Raw genomic sequence first — 16,656 nt, 5'->3', positions numbered from 1 at the left:
CCCACCCCCTCCACCGCCCCCTCCCGCAGCGCGTCCCTCTCGCCTTGGTCGGGTGGGGGGAGGGGGGTGGTGGGGGTGGGTGGGTTGGTGCGGGTCGGGTGGGGAGGTGGGTGGGGGGTTGGGGTGGGTGGGTTGGTGTGGGGGTGGGGTATGGGTGTCGGTATGGGTTTTGACGAGATGGTGGTGCCGGCGACCGAGGCCGGGCGGGATGGGTTGCGGGCGATTCTGGGGGCGCCGGGGGATGCGGTGGTGGCGCTGGACTTCGATGGGACGTTGGCGCCGATCGTGGCGGATCCCTCGCGGGCGCGGGCGCATGCGGGGGTGGTGGGGGTTTTGCGGGGGTTGGCGGGGGTGGTGGGGGCCGTTGTTGTGGTGACCGGGCGGCCGGCGGGGGTGGCGGCGGAGTACGGGGGGTTTGCCGGGGTGCCGGGGCTGGTGGTGCTGGGGCACTACGGGGCCGAGCGGTGGGAGGCGGGTGAGCTCTCGGCGCCGGAGGTGCATCCGGGGGTGGCGGGGGTGCGGGGCGCGTTGCCGGGGGTGTTGGAGCGGGTGGGGGCGCCCGAGGGGACGTGGGTGGAGGACAAGGGGCGCTCGGTGGCGGTGCACACCCGGCGGACGGGGGAGCCGGAGCGGGCGTTGGAGTTGTTGCGGGGGCCGGTGGGGGAGCTGGCGGAGGAGTACGGGCTGGTGGTGGAGCCCGGGCGGTTGGTGCTGGAGCTGCGGCCGCCGGGGGTGGACAAGGGGGCGGCGCTGACCGGCTTCCTGCGGGAGCGCGGGGCGCGGTCGGTGCTGTACGCGGGGGACGACCTGGGGGACGTGGCGGCGTTCCGGGCGGTGGAGGGGTTGCGGGCGGAGGGGCTGGCGGGGCTGTTGGTGTGTGCCGGCGCGGTGGGGGACGCGCCGGTGCGGGAGCTCGCCGACCTGGCGGATGTGGTGGTCGACGGCCCCGACGGGGTGGTGGAGCTGTTGGGGGCTCTGGGGGAGGCCCTCAGAGGGCGTTGAGCTGGTCGAGGAACCACTGCTGCGGGGGGAGCGCGGTGGCCGCGGCGGCGAGGCGCTTGGTGCGGTCGGCGCGTTCCTCGGGGCTCATGGTGAGGCCGGTGTGCAGGGCCTCGGCGGTGGCGATGACGTCGTACGGGTTGACGGTGAGGGCGTCGTCGCCGAGTTCGGCGTGGGCGCCGGCCTCGCGGGACAGGACGAGGGCGCAGCCGTGGTCGGAGACCACCGGGACCTCCTTGGCGACCAGGTTCATGCCGTCCCGGATCGGGTTGACGAGGGCCACGTCGGCGAGCCGGTAGGCGGCCAGCGAGCGCGGGAAGTCGTCGTTGACGTGCAGGATCAGCGGTTGCCAGGTGGGGGTGGCGAATTCGGCGTTGACGGCGGCGGCGAGTTCCTGGACCGCGGCGGTGTAGTCGCGGTACTCGGCGAGGTCGGTGCGGGACGGGTAGGCGAAGGCGATGTGGACCACCCGGTCGTGCCACTCGGGGTGGGTGCGGAGCAGGTGCCGGTAGGCCTGGAGGCCGCGGACGATGTTCTTGCTCAGCTCGGTGCGGTCGACCCGGACGATCGTGCGGCGGTCGCCGACGGCGGCCCGCAGGGCGGCGAGGCGCTCGTCGACGTCGGGGCGGTGGGCGCGTTCGCGCAGGAAGTCGGCGTCGGCGCCGAGGGCGTGCACGCCCAGCTGGGTGGTGCGGCCCTGGTGGGTGACGGTGAGGGCGGCCGGGTCGAAGACGGCGCCGAGGAGGTCCTCGCAGCAGGCGGCGAAGGCGCGGGCCCAGCGTTCGGTGAGGAAGCCGGCCCGGTCGGCGCCGAGGATGCCGGTCAGGACGGCCCGGGCGACGTCGTCCGGGAGCAGCCGGTAGTACTCGGGCGGGGCCCACGGAGTGTGCGAGAAGTGGCCGATCCGCAGGTCGGGGCGGGCCTCGCGGAGCAGCGCCGGGGTGAGGGAGAGGTGGTAGTCCTGGACCAGGACGGCGGCTCCCGGGGCGGCTTCGGCGGCCAGGGCGGCGGCGAAGGCGGCGTTGTACGCCTGGTAGGCGGCCCATTCGGTGCGGAAGTCGGCGTCGAAGGAGGGCGCGGTGGGGGTCGCGTAGAGCAGGTGGTGGACGAACCAGAGGGTGGAGTTGGCGACGCCGTTGTAGGCGCGGGCGAAGGTCTCCGGGTCGATGTCGAGCATCCGTACGGCCTGTCCGCCGACCTCGTGCCCGGCGCGGTCGAGGCGGCCGTCGGGGGCCTCCCGGGCGGCTCTGCGGTCGGCGTCGCCCAGGGCCGCGCAGACCCAGACGGCGGTGGGGTCGTCGATCGCGGACAGGCCGGAGACCAGGCCCCCGCCGCCGCGGCGCAGGGTCAGCGTGCCGTCGTCGGCGGTGCCGAAGGACACCGGTCCCCGGTTGGAGGCCACCAGGACGGGGGCGGTTCCGGTCGCACTCGAACGTTCGGTCGTGAGATCGCCCATGGTTGGGATGTTGCCTGGGGGTCCGGGTGGCAAACCCGTCAACGACGGGTGGCGTACTCGGGGACGGTGTGCATCGGGGGGCGTTCCAGGGCCGTCACGGGGTGGGTGTGGGCGGTGAAGGCGCGGGTGTGCGGGTCGCGGGTGAACTGGGTGAGGTGGGGGTGGACGAGGTCGGCGGAGGCCTTGAGGCGGTGCGAGCGGTCGAGGCGTTCCAGGGCGGTGCGGTAGATGGTGGCGGCCATCCGGCCGAGCGCCTGGCCGTCCTGGTGGCGGTGGTGCCGGACGCCGACGTCGACCTGGGCGAGGGCGTCCAGGCCGACCAGGTCCAGGGCGTCGATCAGGAGGCCGATCTCGACGCCGTAGCCGGTGGGGAAGGGCAGTCGTTCGAGCAGTGAGCGGCGGGCCGCGTACTCGCCGCCGAGGGGCTGGACGAAGCCGGCGAGTTCCGGCCAGTGGAGGTTGAGCAGGGGGCGGGCGACGAGTTCGGTGACCCGGCCGCCGCCGGTGGGGACGATCGCGCCGGTGTCCCCCGCCGCGGAGCCGCCGACTTCGAGGGGGCGGTCGTACATGGCCTTGACCAGGTGGATGTCGGGGTCGGTGAGCAGCGGGCCGACGATGCCGGAGACGAAGGCCGGGTCGAACTCGCGCAGGTCGGCGTCGATGAAGCAGACGATGTCGCCGCGGGTGACCAGCAGCGAGCGCCAGAGCACCTCGCCCTTGCCGGGGACGGCGGGCAGCCGGGGGAGGATCCGGTCGCGGTGTTCCACCCGGGCGCCGGCCTCGGCGGCGACGGCGGCGGTGGCGTCGGTGGAGCCGGAGTCGACCACGACGAGTTCGTCGACGAGCGGGATCCGGTCCATGAGCTCGCGCCGGACGGTGCGCACGATGTCGCCGACGGTGGCCTCCTCGTCGAGGGCGGGGAGGACGACGCTGACCGTCCGGCCGGTGCGCCGCTTGGCGGCGAGGAGGGCGTCGACCGGCCGATCGGCCGCGCTCCACGAGCGGCGGCGGAGCCAGGACGCCGCCTGCGGGAGGAGCGCGTGGGTCGGTTCGGCGGGCACGGTGACTCTCCTCGGCGGGATCGGGTGGGACGGGTCATCTCGCTTGGCGGACGGTCCCGTTCAGGTTTGACGCCTTCGGATACAGTCTTCGTACAGCGGCCGGACCTTTGCACGCCGGGGTCGCCGCTGCGCACCACCACAATTTCACAAGCTCATCCAGAGGGACTGAGGGAACGGCCCGTTGACGTCCCGGCAACCTTCTCGCTCGGCTGTCGTCGACAGGCCCCGGCGGGACAGGTGCCAATTCCGGCCTGTGGCGCATCCGCGCCGCGGGGAAGATGAGGAGAGAGGCCTCCGCCATCATGGCTATCGACACCGTCGCACCCGTTTCCGTCGACCTCGGCCCCGCGGCCGCGCTGTCCTGTCGGGAATGCGGGACCCGCTTCCCGCTCGGCCCCAGCTTCGCCTGTGCGGAGTGCTTCGGGCCGCTGGAGATCGCCTACGAGTTCGGCAGCGAGCGCGCCGAGGAGCTGCGCAAGCGGATCGAGTCCGGCCCCGCGTCCATCTGGCGGTACGCGCCGCTGCTGCCGGTGCCGGCCGACGTCGCCTCGAAGCCCAACCTGAACCCCGGCTGGACCCCGCTGGTGAAGGCGGACAACCTGGGCCGGGAGCTCGGGTTCACCGCGCAGCTGCACGTCAAGGACGACTCGGGCAACCCGACGCACTCGTTCAAGGACCGGGTGGTGGCCTGCGCGATCGAGGCGGCCCGGGCGTTCGGCTACACCACGCTGTCCTGCTCGTCGACCGGCAACCTGGCCGGTGCGGTGGGCGCGGCGGCGGCCCGGGCCGGGTTCCGCTCCTGCGTGTTCATCCCGCACGACCTGGAGCAGGGCAAGGTCGTGATGGCCGGGGTGTACGGCGGTGAGCTGGTCGGCATCGAGGGCAACTACGACGACGTGAACCGGTTCTGCTCGGAGCTCATCGGGGACCCGGCCGGCGAGGGCTGGGGCTTCGTCAACGTCAACCTGCGGCCGTACTACGGCGAGGGCTCCAAGACGCTGGCCTACGAGATCTGCGAGCAGCTCGGCTGGCGGCTGCCGGAGCAGCTCGTCATCCCGATCGCCTCGGGCTCGCAGCTGACGAAGATCGACAAGGGGCTGCAGGAGCTGATCAAGCTGGGCCTGGTCGAGGACCGGCCGTACCGGATCTTCGGCGCCCAGGCGGAGGGCTGCTCGCCGGTGTCGGCGGCGTTCAAGGCCGGCCGGGACGTGATCAGGCCGGTGAAGCCGGACACCATCGCCAAGTCGCTGGCGATCGGCAACCCGGCGGACGGCCCGTACGTGCTGGACATCGCCCGGCGGACCGGCGGCGCGGTGGAGGACGTCACGGACGCGGAGGTGGTGGCGGCGATCCGGCTGCTGGCCCGGACCGAGGGGATCTTCGCCGAGACCGCGGGCGGGGTGACCGTCGGCGTGCTGAAGAAGCTCGTGGAGACCGGTCTGCTGGACCCCGCCAAGGAGACCGTCGCGATCAACACCGGGGACGGCCTCAAGACGCTGGACGCCGTCTCCGAGGCGGGCATGACCGCCGTCATCCGCCCGACGCTGGACTCCTTCCACGCCGCCGGCCTCGCGTCCGCCTGATCCACCCCCCACCCCGCTAGGAGAGTCATGAGCGCCACCGTCCGCATCCCCACCATCCTGCGCACCTACACCGGCGGCGAGGCCGAGGTGACCGCCGAGGGGGCCACCCTGGGCGAGGTCATCGCCGACCTGGAGCACAACCACGCGGGCATCGCGGCCCGGATCCTGGACGACACCGGCAAGCTGCGCCGCTTCGTCAACGTGTACGTGAACGACGACGACGTGCGGTTCGCCGACGGTCTGGCGACCGGGATCACGGACGGTGCGAGCGTTTCGATCATTCCGGCGGTGGCCGGCGGCTGCTGAGCCGTTCCCGCCGTTTCCCGGCCGTCCGCGCGTACGGAATTCCACTCTCCGTGCGTGCGGGCGGCCGCTTGCATTTCGGCGGGAATATTTTCGGTCGGAGTCGGAGTAGAGTGTGGCTCTGCTGGGAACAGGGCTTCCCCTTCCGGCAGTGGGTGCTTCGCCGGAGCTCGTCCGGACGCTGAGACCGCCCCGGGGCCGGGGCCGTGAAACATGTCAGGCAGATGTCAGAATTCCTGCAGGCATTTGAGTAATTCGTCCGCTATGTCCGGCGCTAATTGCCGATTTTCTCCCGGTTTGTTCGCTCTTGTCTCTTGACGGGGCTGCGGAATTCCCGGCGGCTGACCCTGTTGCAGAGGGCGTCGATCCGGATACATTCAGCGGCGGTCGACGTAATCAGCCGCTCACGGAAGCCGTCCGGCGCCCCGCTGCGGAGGATTGCGGCGTGCACGGCTGCGCCCAGGGGGGGTTCCCCGGGCCGGCCTTCAAACCAGACCCGGGCCCGCGACCTGCGGGCCCGTGAAGGGCCAGCACAGCACTAGGGGAGTTCGGAATGGCTCAGGGCACCGTCAAGTGGTTCAACGCGGAGAAGGGCTACGGCTTCATCGCGGTCGACGGTGGTGCGGACGTCTTCGTCCACTACAGCGCGATCCAGATGGACGGCTACCGCACCCTCGAGGAGGGCCAGCGGGTCGAGTTCGAGATCTCCCAGGGACAGAAGGGCCCGCAGGCGGACATGGTCCGCGCGGCGGTCTGACCTCTTCCGGCACCCAGGAGCTCGGCGCGGCCCACGGCTGGTGACCACTCGCTTCTCGACGGGCCCGTACGACACGCGTCGTACGGGCCCGTTCGCGTTCCCCGGGCGGGCCGTCCGGGCTCCCGCGCGGGGGCGGACGGTGGCTCGCGGGTCGGTCATTGGGCTTGCACTCGACCACCCGGAGTGCTAATCATTGGCGTTAGCACTCACAGTGTGAGAGTGACAGCGGACCGGGTCGGTGAGGCCCCCGGGAGCGGTAGGGGAATGGACCTCCGCGCACCAGGGCCGTCCGTCGCGGGCACCCCTTGGTCCGAGCAGTCGACCGTGTCCCGGAGGACCACTTCTGATGGCCAAGATCATCGCCTTTGATGAGGAAGCTCGCCGCGGCCTTGAGCGTGGCATGAACCAGCTCGCCGATGCAGTGAAGGTCACGCTCGGCCCCAAGGGTCGCAACGTCGTGCTGGAGAAGAAGTGGGGCGCCCCCACGATCACCAACGACGGTGTCTCCATCGCCAAGGAGATCGAGCTCGAGGACCCGTACGAGAAGATCGGCGCGGAGCTCGTCAAGGAGGTCGCCAAGAAGACGGACGACGTCGCGGGTGACGGCACCACCACCGCCACCGTGCTCGCCCAGGCCCTGGTTCGCGAGGGTCTGCGCAACGTCGCCGCCGGCGCCAACCCGATGGCCCTCAAGCGCGGCATCGAGAAGGCCGTCGCCGCCGTCTCGGACCAGCTGCTGGCCCAGGCCACCGACGTGGAGACCAAGGAGCAGATCGCCTCCACCGCCTCCATCTCCGCCGCCGACACCCAGATCGGCGAGCTCATCGCCGAGGCCATGGACAAGGTCGGCAAGGAAGGCGTCATCACCGTCGAGGAGAGCAACACCTTCGGTCTGGAGCTCGAGCTCACCGAGGGCATGCGCTTCGACAAGGGCTACATCTCCGCCTACTTCGCCACCGACCTGGAGCGGATGGAGGCGACCTTCGAGGACCCGTACATCCTCATCGCCAACTCCAAGATCGGCTCGATCAAGGACCTGCTCCCGCTGCTGGAGAAGGTCATGCAGAGCGGCAAGCCGCTCGTCATCATCGCCGAGGACGTCGAGGGCGAGGCCCTGTCGACCCTGATCGTCAACAAGATCAAGGGCGTCTTCAAGTCCGTCGCCGTCAAGGCCCCGGGCTTCGGCGACCGCCGCAAGGCCATGCTCGGCGACATCGCCGTCCTCACCGGCGGCACCGTGATCTCCGAGGAGGTCGGCCTCAAGCTGGAGAACGCCGGTCTGGACCTCCTGGGTGGCGCCCGCAAGGTCGTCATCACCAAGGACGAGACCACCATCGTCGACGGTGCCGGTGACAGCGAGCAGGTCGCCGGCCGCGTGAACCAGATCCGCGCCGAGATCGAGAACAGCGACTCGGACTACGACCGCGAGAAGCTCCAGGAGCGCCTCGCCAAGCTGGCCGGCGGCGTGGCCGTCATCAAGGCCGGCGCGGCCACCGAGGTGGAGCTCAAGGAGCGCAAGCACCGCATCGAGGACGCCGTCCGCAACGCCAAGGCCGCCGTCGAGGAGGGCATCGTCGCCGGTGGTGGCGTCGCGCTGCTGCAGGCCGGTGTCGCCTTCGACAAGCTGGAGCTGGAGGGCGACGAGGCCACCGGTGCCAACATCGTCCGCGTGGCGCTGGAGGCCCCGATCAAGCAGATCGCGACCAACGCCGGCCTGGAGGGTGGCGTCGTGGTGGAGAAGGTGCGCAACCTCCCCGCCGGTCACGGCCTGAACGCCGCCACCAACGAGTACGTCGACCTGATCGCCGAGGGCATCATCGACCCGGCCAAGGTCACCCGCTCCGCGCTGCAGAACGCCGCCTCCATCGCGGCGCTGTTCCTCACCACCGAGGCCGTCATCGCCGACAAGCCGGAGAAGGCCGCCGCGGCCGCCGGCGGCGGCATGCCGGGCGGTGACATGGACTTCTGATCCTGATCGGACTCCGATCGGATCGGCTGATCCTCGTCCGCGTGGGCGGTTCCCTTCGGGGGGCCGCCCACGCGGCGTTTCGGGCGCGGGGCGCGTTTCGGCCCCGGGCCTGTGTTTTGAAGCCAGGGGCGGGCCGCGGAGAATGGACGGATGGCTTCCGACGACATCGAGACCGCCCTGCACAACGCCCGGGCCCTGATCCTGGCCGACCTCACCGCGCGGGACGTGGCGGACGCCGCCGTCGTCTCGCTGGTGGAACAGGCCGTCACCCACCGCCGCTGGTGGCTGGAGCAGTGGCCGGACGGCACCGACTACGTGCTCGGGCTGGTCGCCCAGGACGTCCAGGACGCGCTGCTGGAGGCGTACGGCCGGTGGCCGCTGTGCACCGCCTGCGCGGCCGACGGGGACCCGCACGCGCTGGGCGTGGAGCCCGAGTTGGGGCCGGAGCCGCACTGGGTGTGCGGCAAGCAGGGGGCCGTGGTGGCGCCGGTGGGGGAGTTGGGGGCCTAGTTCTCCAGGTACTGGAGCTCGGTGGTCAGGTTGGTGCGGGCGGTCGCGGCGAGGTGCCGGTGGGCGTCGGGGGTGCGGTAGAGGGCCGGGAGCGCCAGCAGGTGGCGCAGGACGGCGGCCCGGCCGGTGCGGAAGTCCGGCTCGGGGACGAAGGCGTACTCCTCCCGGACGGCGGCCGCGTAGGCCGCGTAGGCCTCGGGGGTGCCGCCGAGGACGGCGAGGTCCGCGTCGCAGAGCACCTCGCCGTCGCGGTCCCCGGGGGCCGGGTCGTGGCCGACGGTGAGCAGGACCAGCCGCTCGACCTCGGCGACGCGCTCGGCGGGCAGGCCCGCGGCGGTCAGCGCGCGGACGGCGAGGGCGGCGCTGCGCTCCTCGTTCTCGGTGCGGTCGGGGCGGTACACGGCGTCGTGGAACCAGGCGGCGAGCCGGACGGTGTCGGCGTCGGCGGCGTGCCCGGCGAGCGCGTCGACGTGGTGCAGGACGGCGCGCAGGTGCTCGGTGGTGTGGTACCGGCGGCGCGGGTCCGACCAGCGGCGCAGCAGTTCGCGGCCGTACGGTTCGGGGTCGTCGGTGGCGCCGCACCGGTGCAGCAGGGCGGTCCAGGCGGTGAGCAGGTCCTCGGTCGGCATGGGGCACATTGTGGCGGGTCGGCTCGGGTCGGGTCGGCACGGGCCGGTGCTGGACCTATAGGTAGGTTGACGATATATGTAGTCGTATGACAGAACGCTCCATGCAGGAGCCCACGCTGCTGCTGCTCACCGCCTTGGCCGACCAGCCCAGACACGGCTACGCGCTGATCCAGGAGATCGCCGCCATCTCGGACGGCCGGGTCAAGATGCGCACCGGCACCCTGTACGGCGCCCTCGACCGGCTGCTGGGGCAGGGTCTGATCGAGGTCGCCGCCGAAGAGGTGGTGGACGGACGGGCCCGGCGCACCTACGCGCTGACCGAGGCCGGACGGGACGCGCTGGCAGCCGAGGCCGGACGGCTGCGCGCCGTGGCCACCGAGGCGGAGCGGCGACTGACCAGGATCCGGTCGATGCTGCCGGGCCGGGCCGGGGAGCGGCCCGCGACAGGGGGAGGACTCTCATGACCATGCCGGTGATCGGTCCCGCGCCCTCGGCGGTGCTGCGGGCCGCGCTGCGGCTCTACCCGGCGCGCTACCGGCGCGAGCGCGGTGCGGAACTGGCCGAGGTGTTCGCCGACACCACGGCGGCGGGCGGCCGGGTGGCGCTGGCCCGGGAGGTGCTCGGCCTGGCGGTGTACGGGCTCCGGGTGCGGCTGGGCCTGACCGGCGCCTCGGCGGCCGGGCGGCTGCTGGCGCTGGCGGCGCCGATGATCGCCGGTGCGGTGGTCGGCGCCGTCATGGTGCCCTGGGTGCTCGCGCTGGAGCGGACCACCAGGTGGCTCGCCTGGGACGACTCGTTCGGCAACCACGTCCGGGCGTTCGCCCCGCCGGTGGCCACGCTGCTGCTCGGGGTGGCGGCGCTGCTGGGGCGGTGGACGGCCGTCCGGGCGACGTCGCTGGTCCTGGGCGCCATCGGGCTGTACGACCTGGGCCGGGCCGTCCGGGGGCCGGGCGTCTTCGACGTCTGGTGGGTCGGCTACATCGGGATGGCCTCGCTGCCGTTCGTGGTGGCCGCGCTGCTGCTGGTCGTCGCGCCGACCGACCTGCTGCCCCGGCCGAACCTGCGGACCGCCGGGCTGGTGCTGGCCTCGGTGGTCGCGGGCGGGCTGCTGGAGGCGGCGCAGAGCTGGGACGACACGACCTTCCCGCTGGACGTCCAGTGGTTCGTGGTGATGCTGATCGCCCCGACGCTGCTGACCTTCACCGCGTTGCGCGGGCGGCTGGGCCCGACGGCGGTGGGGCTGGCGGTGCTGGTGCTGACCGGGCCGGGCAGCCTGTTCAACATCTGGCGGGAGTCCCGCGGGATCTCGCACCTGCTGCCGATGGCGGTGCCGGTGGTGGCCGTGCTGGTCCTGGTGGCGGTGGCGGAGCGCCGGTTCGGCCGGCGGGTGGGCGTCGGGATGGTGCCGGGGCGGGCGTGACCGGGGCCCCGCGCCCCCGTTGTGATCTGGCCCCCGCTCCCGGCGTGACCGGCCCCCGGCCCCGGCGTGACCGGCCCCCGCTCCCGGCGTGACCGGAACGGGGGTGCGGGTCTCGCCGGGGGCGGGGGGATGTGGCAGGCTGTCTGATATGTCTAGACCAATTTTCGAAGTCATCGCGCTGACGCCCCAGGACGCCCAGGCAGCCGAGTCCGGCGGCGCCGACCGGCTCGAACTGGTCACCGACATGGCCGCCGACGGACTCACCCCCTCCGTCGAGGACTTCGCCCGGATCCGGGCCGCCGTCGAGCTCCCGCTGCGCGTCATGCTCCGGATCCGGGACGGCTTCGCCCCCGGCGACCTCGACGAGCTGTGCGCCCGGGCCGCCGCGCTGCGGGCCGAGGGCGCCGAGGAGTTCGTCCTCGGCTTCCTGGACGCCGGGGGCGCCGTCGACCTGGCCGCCACCACGGCCGTCGCCGAGGCGATCGCCGGCTGCCGCTGGACCTTCCACCGGGCGATCGACCACAGCACCGACCGGGCCGCGCTGCGCGCCGCCGTCGGCGCCCTGCCCGGGCTGGACACCTTCCTCACCTCCGGCGCGGCCGCCGGGGTGGACGCCGGCCGGGAGGTGCTGTCCGCCGAGCTGGCCCGGGCGGGCGAGCCCGGCTACACCCAGCGGATCCTGATCGGCGGCGGCCTGCGGGCCGAGCACCTCAAGGAGCTGCGGGCCGAGGGCTTCGACGCCTTCCACGTCGGCGGCGCGGTGCGGGCCGACGGCTGGCTGACGCCGGTCGACGCGGCCAAGGTCGCCGAGTGGCGGGCGATGATCGACGCCTGAACCCCTGCTGGAGGGGCCGGTCCCGGTGGGCGGCCCCTCCGGCGTGCTACCGGAGCTGCGCCGGCAGCGGCTCGGAGTGCAGCACCGTCAGGCCGGAGACGGCACGGGTGAGCGCGACGTACAGCCGGCGCAGGCCGGTCCGCTCGTCCGGCTCCCCGGCCACCACCGCGGCCGGCTCGTCCAGCACCACGTAGTCGTACTCCAGACCCTTGGCCAGCGAGGCCGGGACGAGGGTCAGCCGGCTCTCGGTGCTGGTCTCGGTGCCGGGGGAGAGGTGCGCCAGCCCGGCGGCGGTGAGCAGCTCGGCGAGCCGGGGGATCCGGACGTCGGCGGCGATCAGGCCGGTCGAGCCCTCGTGCTCCAGCGCCTCCCGGCAGGCCGCCAGGAGGGCCTCGTCCCGGCCCTGCTCCGAGCCGTCGACCGGGCGGATCTCCAGTGCGCCGGGGGTGTCGCGGACGGAGGTCGCCGGGGCCAGGCCCGGGGCGATCGCGGGCAGCAGCCGGGAGGCGTAGGCGATGACCTCCTCGGGCACCCGGAAGCCCTTGGTCAGCTCCTCCACGTGCGCCTCCGGCTTGCCCAGGTGGTGCAGGGCGTCCGGCCAACTGGCCGTCGCCCAGGGGGTGGTGCCCTGGGCGAGGTCGCCGAGGACGGTCGCCGAGCCGGTGGTGCAGCGGCGGCCGACCGCGCGGTACTGCATCGGCGAGAGGTCCTGGGCCTCGTCCAGCACCACGTGCCCGAGCGAGGGCGTGCGCTGCACCAGGTCCGTCGCCTCGTCGACCAGGACGGCGTCGGCGGGGGTCCAGCGGGCGGTCTTCACCGAGCGGCCGGGCTTGGGCCACAGCACGGCCCGCTGCTCCTCGGCGGTCAGCACGCCCTCGGCGCACTCGGCCAGGAACTGCGGGTCGGAGAGCAGCCGCAGCACCAGCTTGGCCGGGTCGACGGCCGGCCAGCACTCCTTGACCACGGCCTTGACCGCGGCGTTGCGGGCCACCGCGTCCTGCACCCGGTCGTCCGGGGCCTCGCCGCCCTGCTCCATCTTGAGCAGCACGGCGTGCGCGATGCGCTGCGGCAGGGCGTCCCGGGCGGCGCCGTAGCGGACCTCGCGGCCCTTCAACTCCTCGATGATCTCTACCAGTTCGTACACCGGGACGCGCCAGCGGCGGGAGCCGCGGACCACCACGCAGGGCTCGGTGGGCAGGGTGATGCCCGCCCGTACGGCCCGGCGGAGCACCTCGGCCATCCGGGCGTCGCCCTTGAGCCGGGCCGCCTCCGGGTCGTCCTCGCCCCGCACCTCGACATGGGCGACCAGCTGCTGCACGGTGGCCTGGGCGACCTCCAGCTCGCCGAGGGCCGGCAGGACCTGCTCGATGTAGGAGAGGAAGGCGTTGTTGGGCCCGATCACCAGGGTGCCGGTCCGGGCCAGCCGCTCGCGGTGGGCGTACAGCAGGTACGCGACGCGGTGCAGGCCGACGGCGGTCTTCCCGGTGCCGGGCGCCCCCTGGACGCAGATGGTGCCCGTGATGTCGGAGCGGACGATCTCGTCCTGCTCGGGCTGGATGGTGGCGACGATGTCGCGCATCGGGCCGACGCGGGGCTTCTCGATCTCGGCCGCGAGCAGGGCGGAGGCGGTGTCCTGCTCCGCGGGGTCGGTGAGGTGCTCGTCCTCGTAGGCGGTGAGTTCGCCGCCGGTGTAGCCGAAGCGGCGGCGGCGTTCGACGTCCATCGGGTCCTTGCGGCTGGCCCGGTAGAACGGCTGGGAGACCGGCGCGCGCCAGTCGATCACCATCGGGTCGCCGTCGGCGTCGTGGACGTGCCGGCGGCCGATGTAGAAGCTTTCCCCGCCGCCGCCCTCGCTGAGCTCCTCGCTGACCGCGTGCAGGTAGTCGAGGCGGCCGAAGAACAGCGGGGTGTCGGAGAGGTCGGCCAGGGCGGCGATCCTGGCCTCGATCTGGTTCTGCAGGATGACGGCGGACACCCAGGTGCCGGTCACGTCGCGCAGGTCGAGGGACTGGACGTCCTCGCGCATCGCCCGCAGCGCGGACCGGGACGAGGCCAGGTGGTCGCGTTCGCGCTGGAGCGGGTCGGTGGTGGGGGTGGCGGGGGTGGCGGGGGTGGCGGGCACAGCGAACCTTCCCGGCTGCCCCGGTGGCGGGCGCAGCGGATCGATGGAGCTCACGGTGGGGTACGGCCGACCGGTTGCCGTGCGGTCGGCGCCTCCCCCGGCTGCCTGCGGGCGTCAGCAGGTACCACGGTTCGGGAGGGGGCAGACGGACGATCTTAGACCCGTGCGCCTCCGGGTTCCAGCCCCGCAGGTCTCAGGGGGTGCCGGGGGTCCCGTACACCCGGAGGAGGACCTCCGTCCTGGTGGGTACGGCCTTCGGGGTGATGCCCTGGGCCGTCCGGGTGCCTACCGTTGAAGACATGAGCACCGAGAACCGCAACCCCCGTACGGGCCCGGCCGGCGCGACCGCCGTCCAGGGCCGCCACCGCAACCCGCTGAGCACCGCCGTGCGCAACCTCGGGATCGCCCTGGACACCGCCGCGCGCGTGATCTTCCTCGGGCGCGACGGTGTCCGGCTCTGAGCCGCTAGAGGGCGTCGTGCCCGTTAGAGGACGTCGTCCGCGTCGATGATCCGGTACGCGTAGCCCTGCTCGGCGAGGAAGCGCTGCCGGTGGGCGGCGAAGTCCTGGTCCACGGTGTCCCGGGCGACCACCGAGTAGAAGTGCGCCGAGTGGCCGTCCGCCTTGGGGCGCAGCACGCGGCCGAGGCGCTGGGCCTCCTCCTGGCGGGAGCCGAAGGTCCCGGAGACCTGGATGGCCACCGTGGCCTCGGGCAGGTCGATCGAGAAGTTCGCGACCTTGGAGACGACCAGGACGCCGATCTCCTTGTTCCGGAAGGCCTCGAAGAGCTTCTCGCGCTGGGCGTTGCTGGTCTCGCCCTTGATCACGGGCGCGTCCAGGGCCTCGCCGAGCTCGTCCAGCTGGTCGATGTACTGGCCGATGATCAGCGTCTGGTCCTTCTCGTGCTTCTTGACCAGGGCCTCCACCACCCGCCGCTTGGTCGCCGTGGTGGCGCAGAAGCGGTAGCGCTCCTCCGGCTCGGCGGTCGCGTAGGCGAGCCGCTCCGAGTCGGTCAGGGTGACCCGCACCTCGCAGCAGTCGGCGGGCGCGATGTAGCCCTGGGCCTCGATCTCCTTCCACGGGGCGTCGAAGCGCTTGGGGCCGATCAGGCTGAACACGTCGCCCTCGCGGCCGTCCTCGCGCACCAGGGTGGCGGTCAGGCCGAGCCGGCGGCGGGCCTGGAGGTCGGCGGTGAACTTGAACACCGGCGCGGGCAGCAGGTGCACCTCGTCGTACACCACCAGGCCCCAGTTGCGGGCGTCGAACAGCTCCAGGTGGGCGTAGACGCCCTTCCGCTTGGTCGTCATCACCTGGTAGGTGGCGATGGTGACCGGGCGGATCTCCTTCCTGGTGCCGCTGTACTCGCCGATCTCGTCCTCGGTGAGCGAGGTGCGCTTGACCAGCTCGTGCTTCCACTGGCGGGCCGAGACGGTGTTGGTGACCAGGATCAGCGTGGTCGACTTGGCGTGCGCCATGGCGGCCGCGCCGACCAGCGTCTTGCCGGCGCCGCAGGGCAGCACCACGACGCCGGAGCCGCCGTGCCAGAAGCCCTCGACGGCCTGGGCCTGGTACGGGCGCAGCTGCCAGCCGTCCTCGTCCAGCTCGATCGGGTGCGCCTCGCCGTCCACGTAGCCGGCGAAGTCCTCGGCGGGCCAGCCGAGTTTGAGCAGCACCTGCTTGATCTGGCCGCGCTCGGAGGGGTGCACCACCACGGTGTCGGGGTCGACCCGGGCACCGACCAGCGGGACGATCTTCTTGGAGCGCAGCACCTCCTCCAGGACCGGGCGGTCGGTGGTGGTCAGCACCAGCCCGTGGGTGGGGTGCTTGGACAGCTGGAGCCGGCCGTAGCGGCCCATGGTGTCCGCCACGTCGACCAGCAGGGCGTGCGGCACCGGGTAGCGGGAGTACGTCACCAGGGCGTCGACGACCTGCTCGGCGTCGTGCCCGGCGGCCCGGGCGTTCCACAGCCCGAGCGGGGTCACCCGGTAGGTGTGGACGTGCTCGGGCGCCCGCTCCAGTTCGGCGAACGGGGCGATGGCGCGGCGGCAGTCGGCGGCCTTGGGGTGGTCGATCTCCAGGAGGAGAGTCTTGTCGCTCTGGACGATGAGCGGTCCGTCGTTCACGCGGGGGAGCCCTCCACTGGCTGACAGGCTGACTGGCTGGGTCTGACGCAGACCCTCCAGTGTCGCTCATTTCGCGCGGAACGTGGGCGGGCTGTTTCGACGGGGGCGGGCTACTTCCATTCGTAGAGCACGGCCCGGCCCGCGCCGGTGGGGTCGTTGTCGAACTCGAACACACCGACCAGGTCGTTCAGGCGCAGGAAGGTGTCGGCGGAGCTCTCGAAGTAGATGCTGCCGCGCCAGCTGACCGCCCCGCCCTCGGTGAAGTGGCCGATGCCGCTGCCGTGCCAGCTGTAGGTCTCGCCCTTGTCGGTCATGCCGACGCCCTGGCCCTCGCCGAACAGCGAGCCGTCGGGCCGCAGCTCGGACTCGTAGGTGACGAACTCCCGGACCGGGTGGCCGAGCAGCTGGCCGACGCCGGTCATCGACACCTCCAGCGCGGGGCCGCCGACCGTGGCCAGCACCCGTCGGCCGCTCTCCGTGGTGGTGAACTCCGCTATCCGGTCACCGAGCATGGTGGTCGCCTCCTTGGCGGGAACCCCCCTGTTCCCGGAGTACGCCCGTGGGCGCGCCCCGTCAACTGCTCCGAGTGGCCACGGTCCGAGTGACCACGGTGCGTGCTCGCTCGTTGAACCGGTCATGAAGAACTCGAAGCGCGTTCTCACCGCCCTCGCCCTGATGGGCACGGCCTTCGCCGCCACCGCCTCCTCGGCCGGCTCCGCCCACGCCCTCGCGGGCATCGGGGAGGGGCCCGGCGGCCTGCTGGCCGCCCCCGGATTCCTGATCGCCGACCAGGTCGGCGGCGGCTCGCTGCCGGTCGGCCAGGGCGAGATCGGCAGCCTGGCGGACCAGGCCGTCAAGCAGAAGATGAAGGAGTCGCAGGGGCACTGATG

The 16,656-nt window shown here is 72.8% G+C and carries 17 protein-coding genes and 1 riboswitch; of the genes, 11 read left to right on the top strand and 6 right to left on the bottom strand.

Going from position 1 to position 16,656, the window contains the following annotated elements:
* The first annotated feature begins 162 nt into the window (after positions 1 to 162).
* Positions 163 to 1,002, top strand: coding sequence for a trehalose-phosphatase (gene otsB / locus ACIQWA_RS34065; protein ID WP_360245075.1), 840 nt, complete (start codon positions 163 to 165; stop codon positions 1,000 to 1,002).
* Here the strand turns inward: otsB and ACIQWA_RS34060 are convergent.
* Together ACIQWA_RS34060 and ACIQWA_RS34055 are read right to left on the bottom strand one after the other, a co-directional pair.
* A complete protein-coding gene (locus ACIQWA_RS34060) occupies positions 989 to 2,455 on the bottom strand; it encodes a trehalose-6-phosphate synthase (RefSeq protein ID WP_360245072.1) in 1,467 nt (488 codons plus the stop codon). The two genes, otsB and ACIQWA_RS34060, sit on opposite strands and share 14 nt — an antisense overlap.
* A 38-nt stretch (positions 2,456 to 2,493) precedes the next feature.
* A complete protein-coding gene (locus tag ACIQWA_RS34055; RefSeq protein WP_360245069.1) occupies positions 2,494 to 3,516 on the bottom strand; it encodes a glucosyl-3-phosphoglycerate synthase in 1,023 nt (340 codons plus the stop codon).
* A 149-nt stretch (positions 3,517 to 3,665) separates the two neighbouring features.
* Positions 3,666 to 3,801: riboswitch (SAM riboswitch) on the top strand.
* 17 nt (positions 3,802 to 3,818) lie between these two features.
* Here ACIQWA_RS34055 and thrC point away from each other — a divergent pair.
* The 5 genes from thrC to ACIQWA_RS34030 all read left to right on the top strand — a co-directional run bounded on the left by thrC (position 3,819) and on the right by ACIQWA_RS34030 (position 8,638).
* Positions 3,819 to 5,099, top strand: coding sequence for a threonine synthase (gene thrC / locus ACIQWA_RS34050; RefSeq protein WP_402489227.1), 1,281 nt, complete (start codon positions 3,819 to 3,821; stop codon positions 5,097 to 5,099).
* 27 nt (positions 5,100 to 5,126) lie between these two features.
* Entirely contained in the window at positions 5,127 to 5,405 is a 279-nt protein-coding gene (locus ACIQWA_RS34045) for a MoaD/ThiS family protein (protein ID WP_360245063.1), read from the top strand.
* A 550-nt stretch (positions 5,406 to 5,955) separates the two neighbouring features.
* Positions 5,956 to 6,159: a cold-shock protein gene (locus ACIQWA_RS34040; RefSeq protein ID WP_030289665.1), complete on the top strand. Its 204-nt coding sequence runs from the start codon at positions 5,956 to 5,958 to the stop codon at positions 6,157 to 6,159.
* Between the two features lie 346 nt (positions 6,160 to 6,505).
* Positions 6,506 to 8,128 (top strand): chaperonin GroEL, encoded by a 1,623-nt coding sequence (gene groL, locus ACIQWA_RS34035; RefSeq protein ID WP_402489224.1) that lies wholly within the window; start codon positions 6,506 to 6,508, stop codon positions 8,126 to 8,128.
* A gap of 150 nt (positions 8,129 to 8,278) precedes the next feature.
* A complete protein-coding gene (locus ACIQWA_RS34030) occupies positions 8,279 to 8,638 on the top strand; it encodes a hypothetical protein (protein ID WP_402489222.1) in 360 nt (119 codons plus the stop codon).
* Here the strand turns inward: ACIQWA_RS34030 and ACIQWA_RS34025 are convergent.
* On the bottom strand, positions 8,635 to 9,267 hold the full coding sequence (locus tag ACIQWA_RS34025; RefSeq protein WP_402489220.1) for a hypothetical protein: 633 nt from the start codon (positions 9,265 to 9,267) through the stop codon (positions 8,635 to 8,637). The two genes, ACIQWA_RS34030 and ACIQWA_RS34025, sit on opposite strands and share 4 nt — an antisense overlap.
* An 86-nt stretch (positions 9,268 to 9,353) precedes the next feature.
* On the opposite strand from ACIQWA_RS34025, the gene ACIQWA_RS34020 reads away from it, so the two are divergent.
* From ACIQWA_RS34020 to ACIQWA_RS34010, 3 genes are all read left to right on the top strand, one after another.
* Positions 9,354 to 9,731 carry a PadR family transcriptional regulator gene (locus ACIQWA_RS34020; RefSeq protein WP_402489217.1) on the top strand — a complete coding sequence of 126 codons (378 nt, stop codon included), beginning with the start codon at positions 9,354 to 9,356 and terminating at the stop codon, positions 9,729 to 9,731.
* Positions 9,728 to 10,687 carry a hypothetical protein gene (locus ACIQWA_RS34015; RefSeq protein WP_402489215.1) on the top strand — a complete coding sequence of 320 codons (960 nt, stop codon included), beginning with the start codon at positions 9,728 to 9,730 and terminating at the stop codon, positions 10,685 to 10,687. The genes ACIQWA_RS34020 and ACIQWA_RS34015 overlap by 4 nt, the downstream gene beginning before the upstream one ends.
* 148 nt (positions 10,688 to 10,835) lie before the next feature.
* Entirely contained in the window at positions 10,836 to 11,522 is a 687-nt protein-coding gene (locus tag ACIQWA_RS34010) for a copper homeostasis protein CutC (RefSeq protein WP_402489212.1), read from the top strand.
* A gap of 46 nt (positions 11,523 to 11,568) precedes the next feature.
* On the opposite strand, the gene ACIQWA_RS34005 is transcribed toward ACIQWA_RS34010, so the two are convergent.
* A complete protein-coding gene (locus ACIQWA_RS34005; RefSeq protein WP_402489210.1) occupies positions 11,569 to 13,644 on the bottom strand; it encodes a HelD family protein in 2,076 nt (691 codons plus the stop codon).
* Between the two features lie 299 nt (positions 13,645 to 13,943).
* Here ACIQWA_RS34005 and ACIQWA_RS34000 point away from each other — a divergent pair, with 299 nt between their 5' ends.
* Positions 13,944 to 14,105 (top strand): hypothetical protein, encoded by a 162-nt coding sequence (locus tag ACIQWA_RS34000; protein ID WP_402489207.1) that lies wholly within the window; start codon positions 13,944 to 13,946, stop codon positions 14,103 to 14,105.
* A 23-nt stretch (positions 14,106 to 14,128) separates the two neighbouring features.
* Here the strand turns inward: ACIQWA_RS34000 and ACIQWA_RS33995 are convergent, their stop codons facing one another.
* Positions 14,129 to 15,766 carry a DNA repair helicase XPB gene (locus ACIQWA_RS33995; protein WP_402489204.1) on the bottom strand — a complete coding sequence of 546 codons (1,638 nt, stop codon included), beginning with the start codon at positions 15,764 to 15,766 and terminating at the stop codon, positions 14,129 to 14,131.
* A gap of 110 nt (positions 15,767 to 15,876) precedes the next feature.
* Positions 15,877 to 16,278 (bottom strand): hypothetical protein, encoded by a 402-nt coding sequence (locus ACIQWA_RS33990; RefSeq protein ID WP_360245027.1) that lies wholly within the window; start codon positions 16,276 to 16,278, stop codon positions 15,877 to 15,879.
* 124 nt (positions 16,279 to 16,402) lie between these two features.
* On the opposite strand from ACIQWA_RS33990, the gene ACIQWA_RS33985 reads away from it, so the two are divergent.
* Entirely contained in the window at positions 16,403 to 16,654 is a 252-nt protein-coding gene (locus ACIQWA_RS33985) for a hypothetical protein (protein ID WP_360245024.1), read from the top strand.
* Positions 16,655 to 16,656 lie beyond the last annotated feature (2 nt).

Origin of the sequence: Kitasatospora sp. NPDC098652 (genome assembly GCF_044760155.1) — a bacterium.
Classification (GTDB): domain Bacteria; phylum Actinomycetota; class Actinomycetes; order Streptomycetales; family Streptomycetaceae; genus Kitasatospora.
Note: the sequence above shows the minus strand (reverse complement) of the source record. Positions and strands in the feature narration are given on the sequence as shown.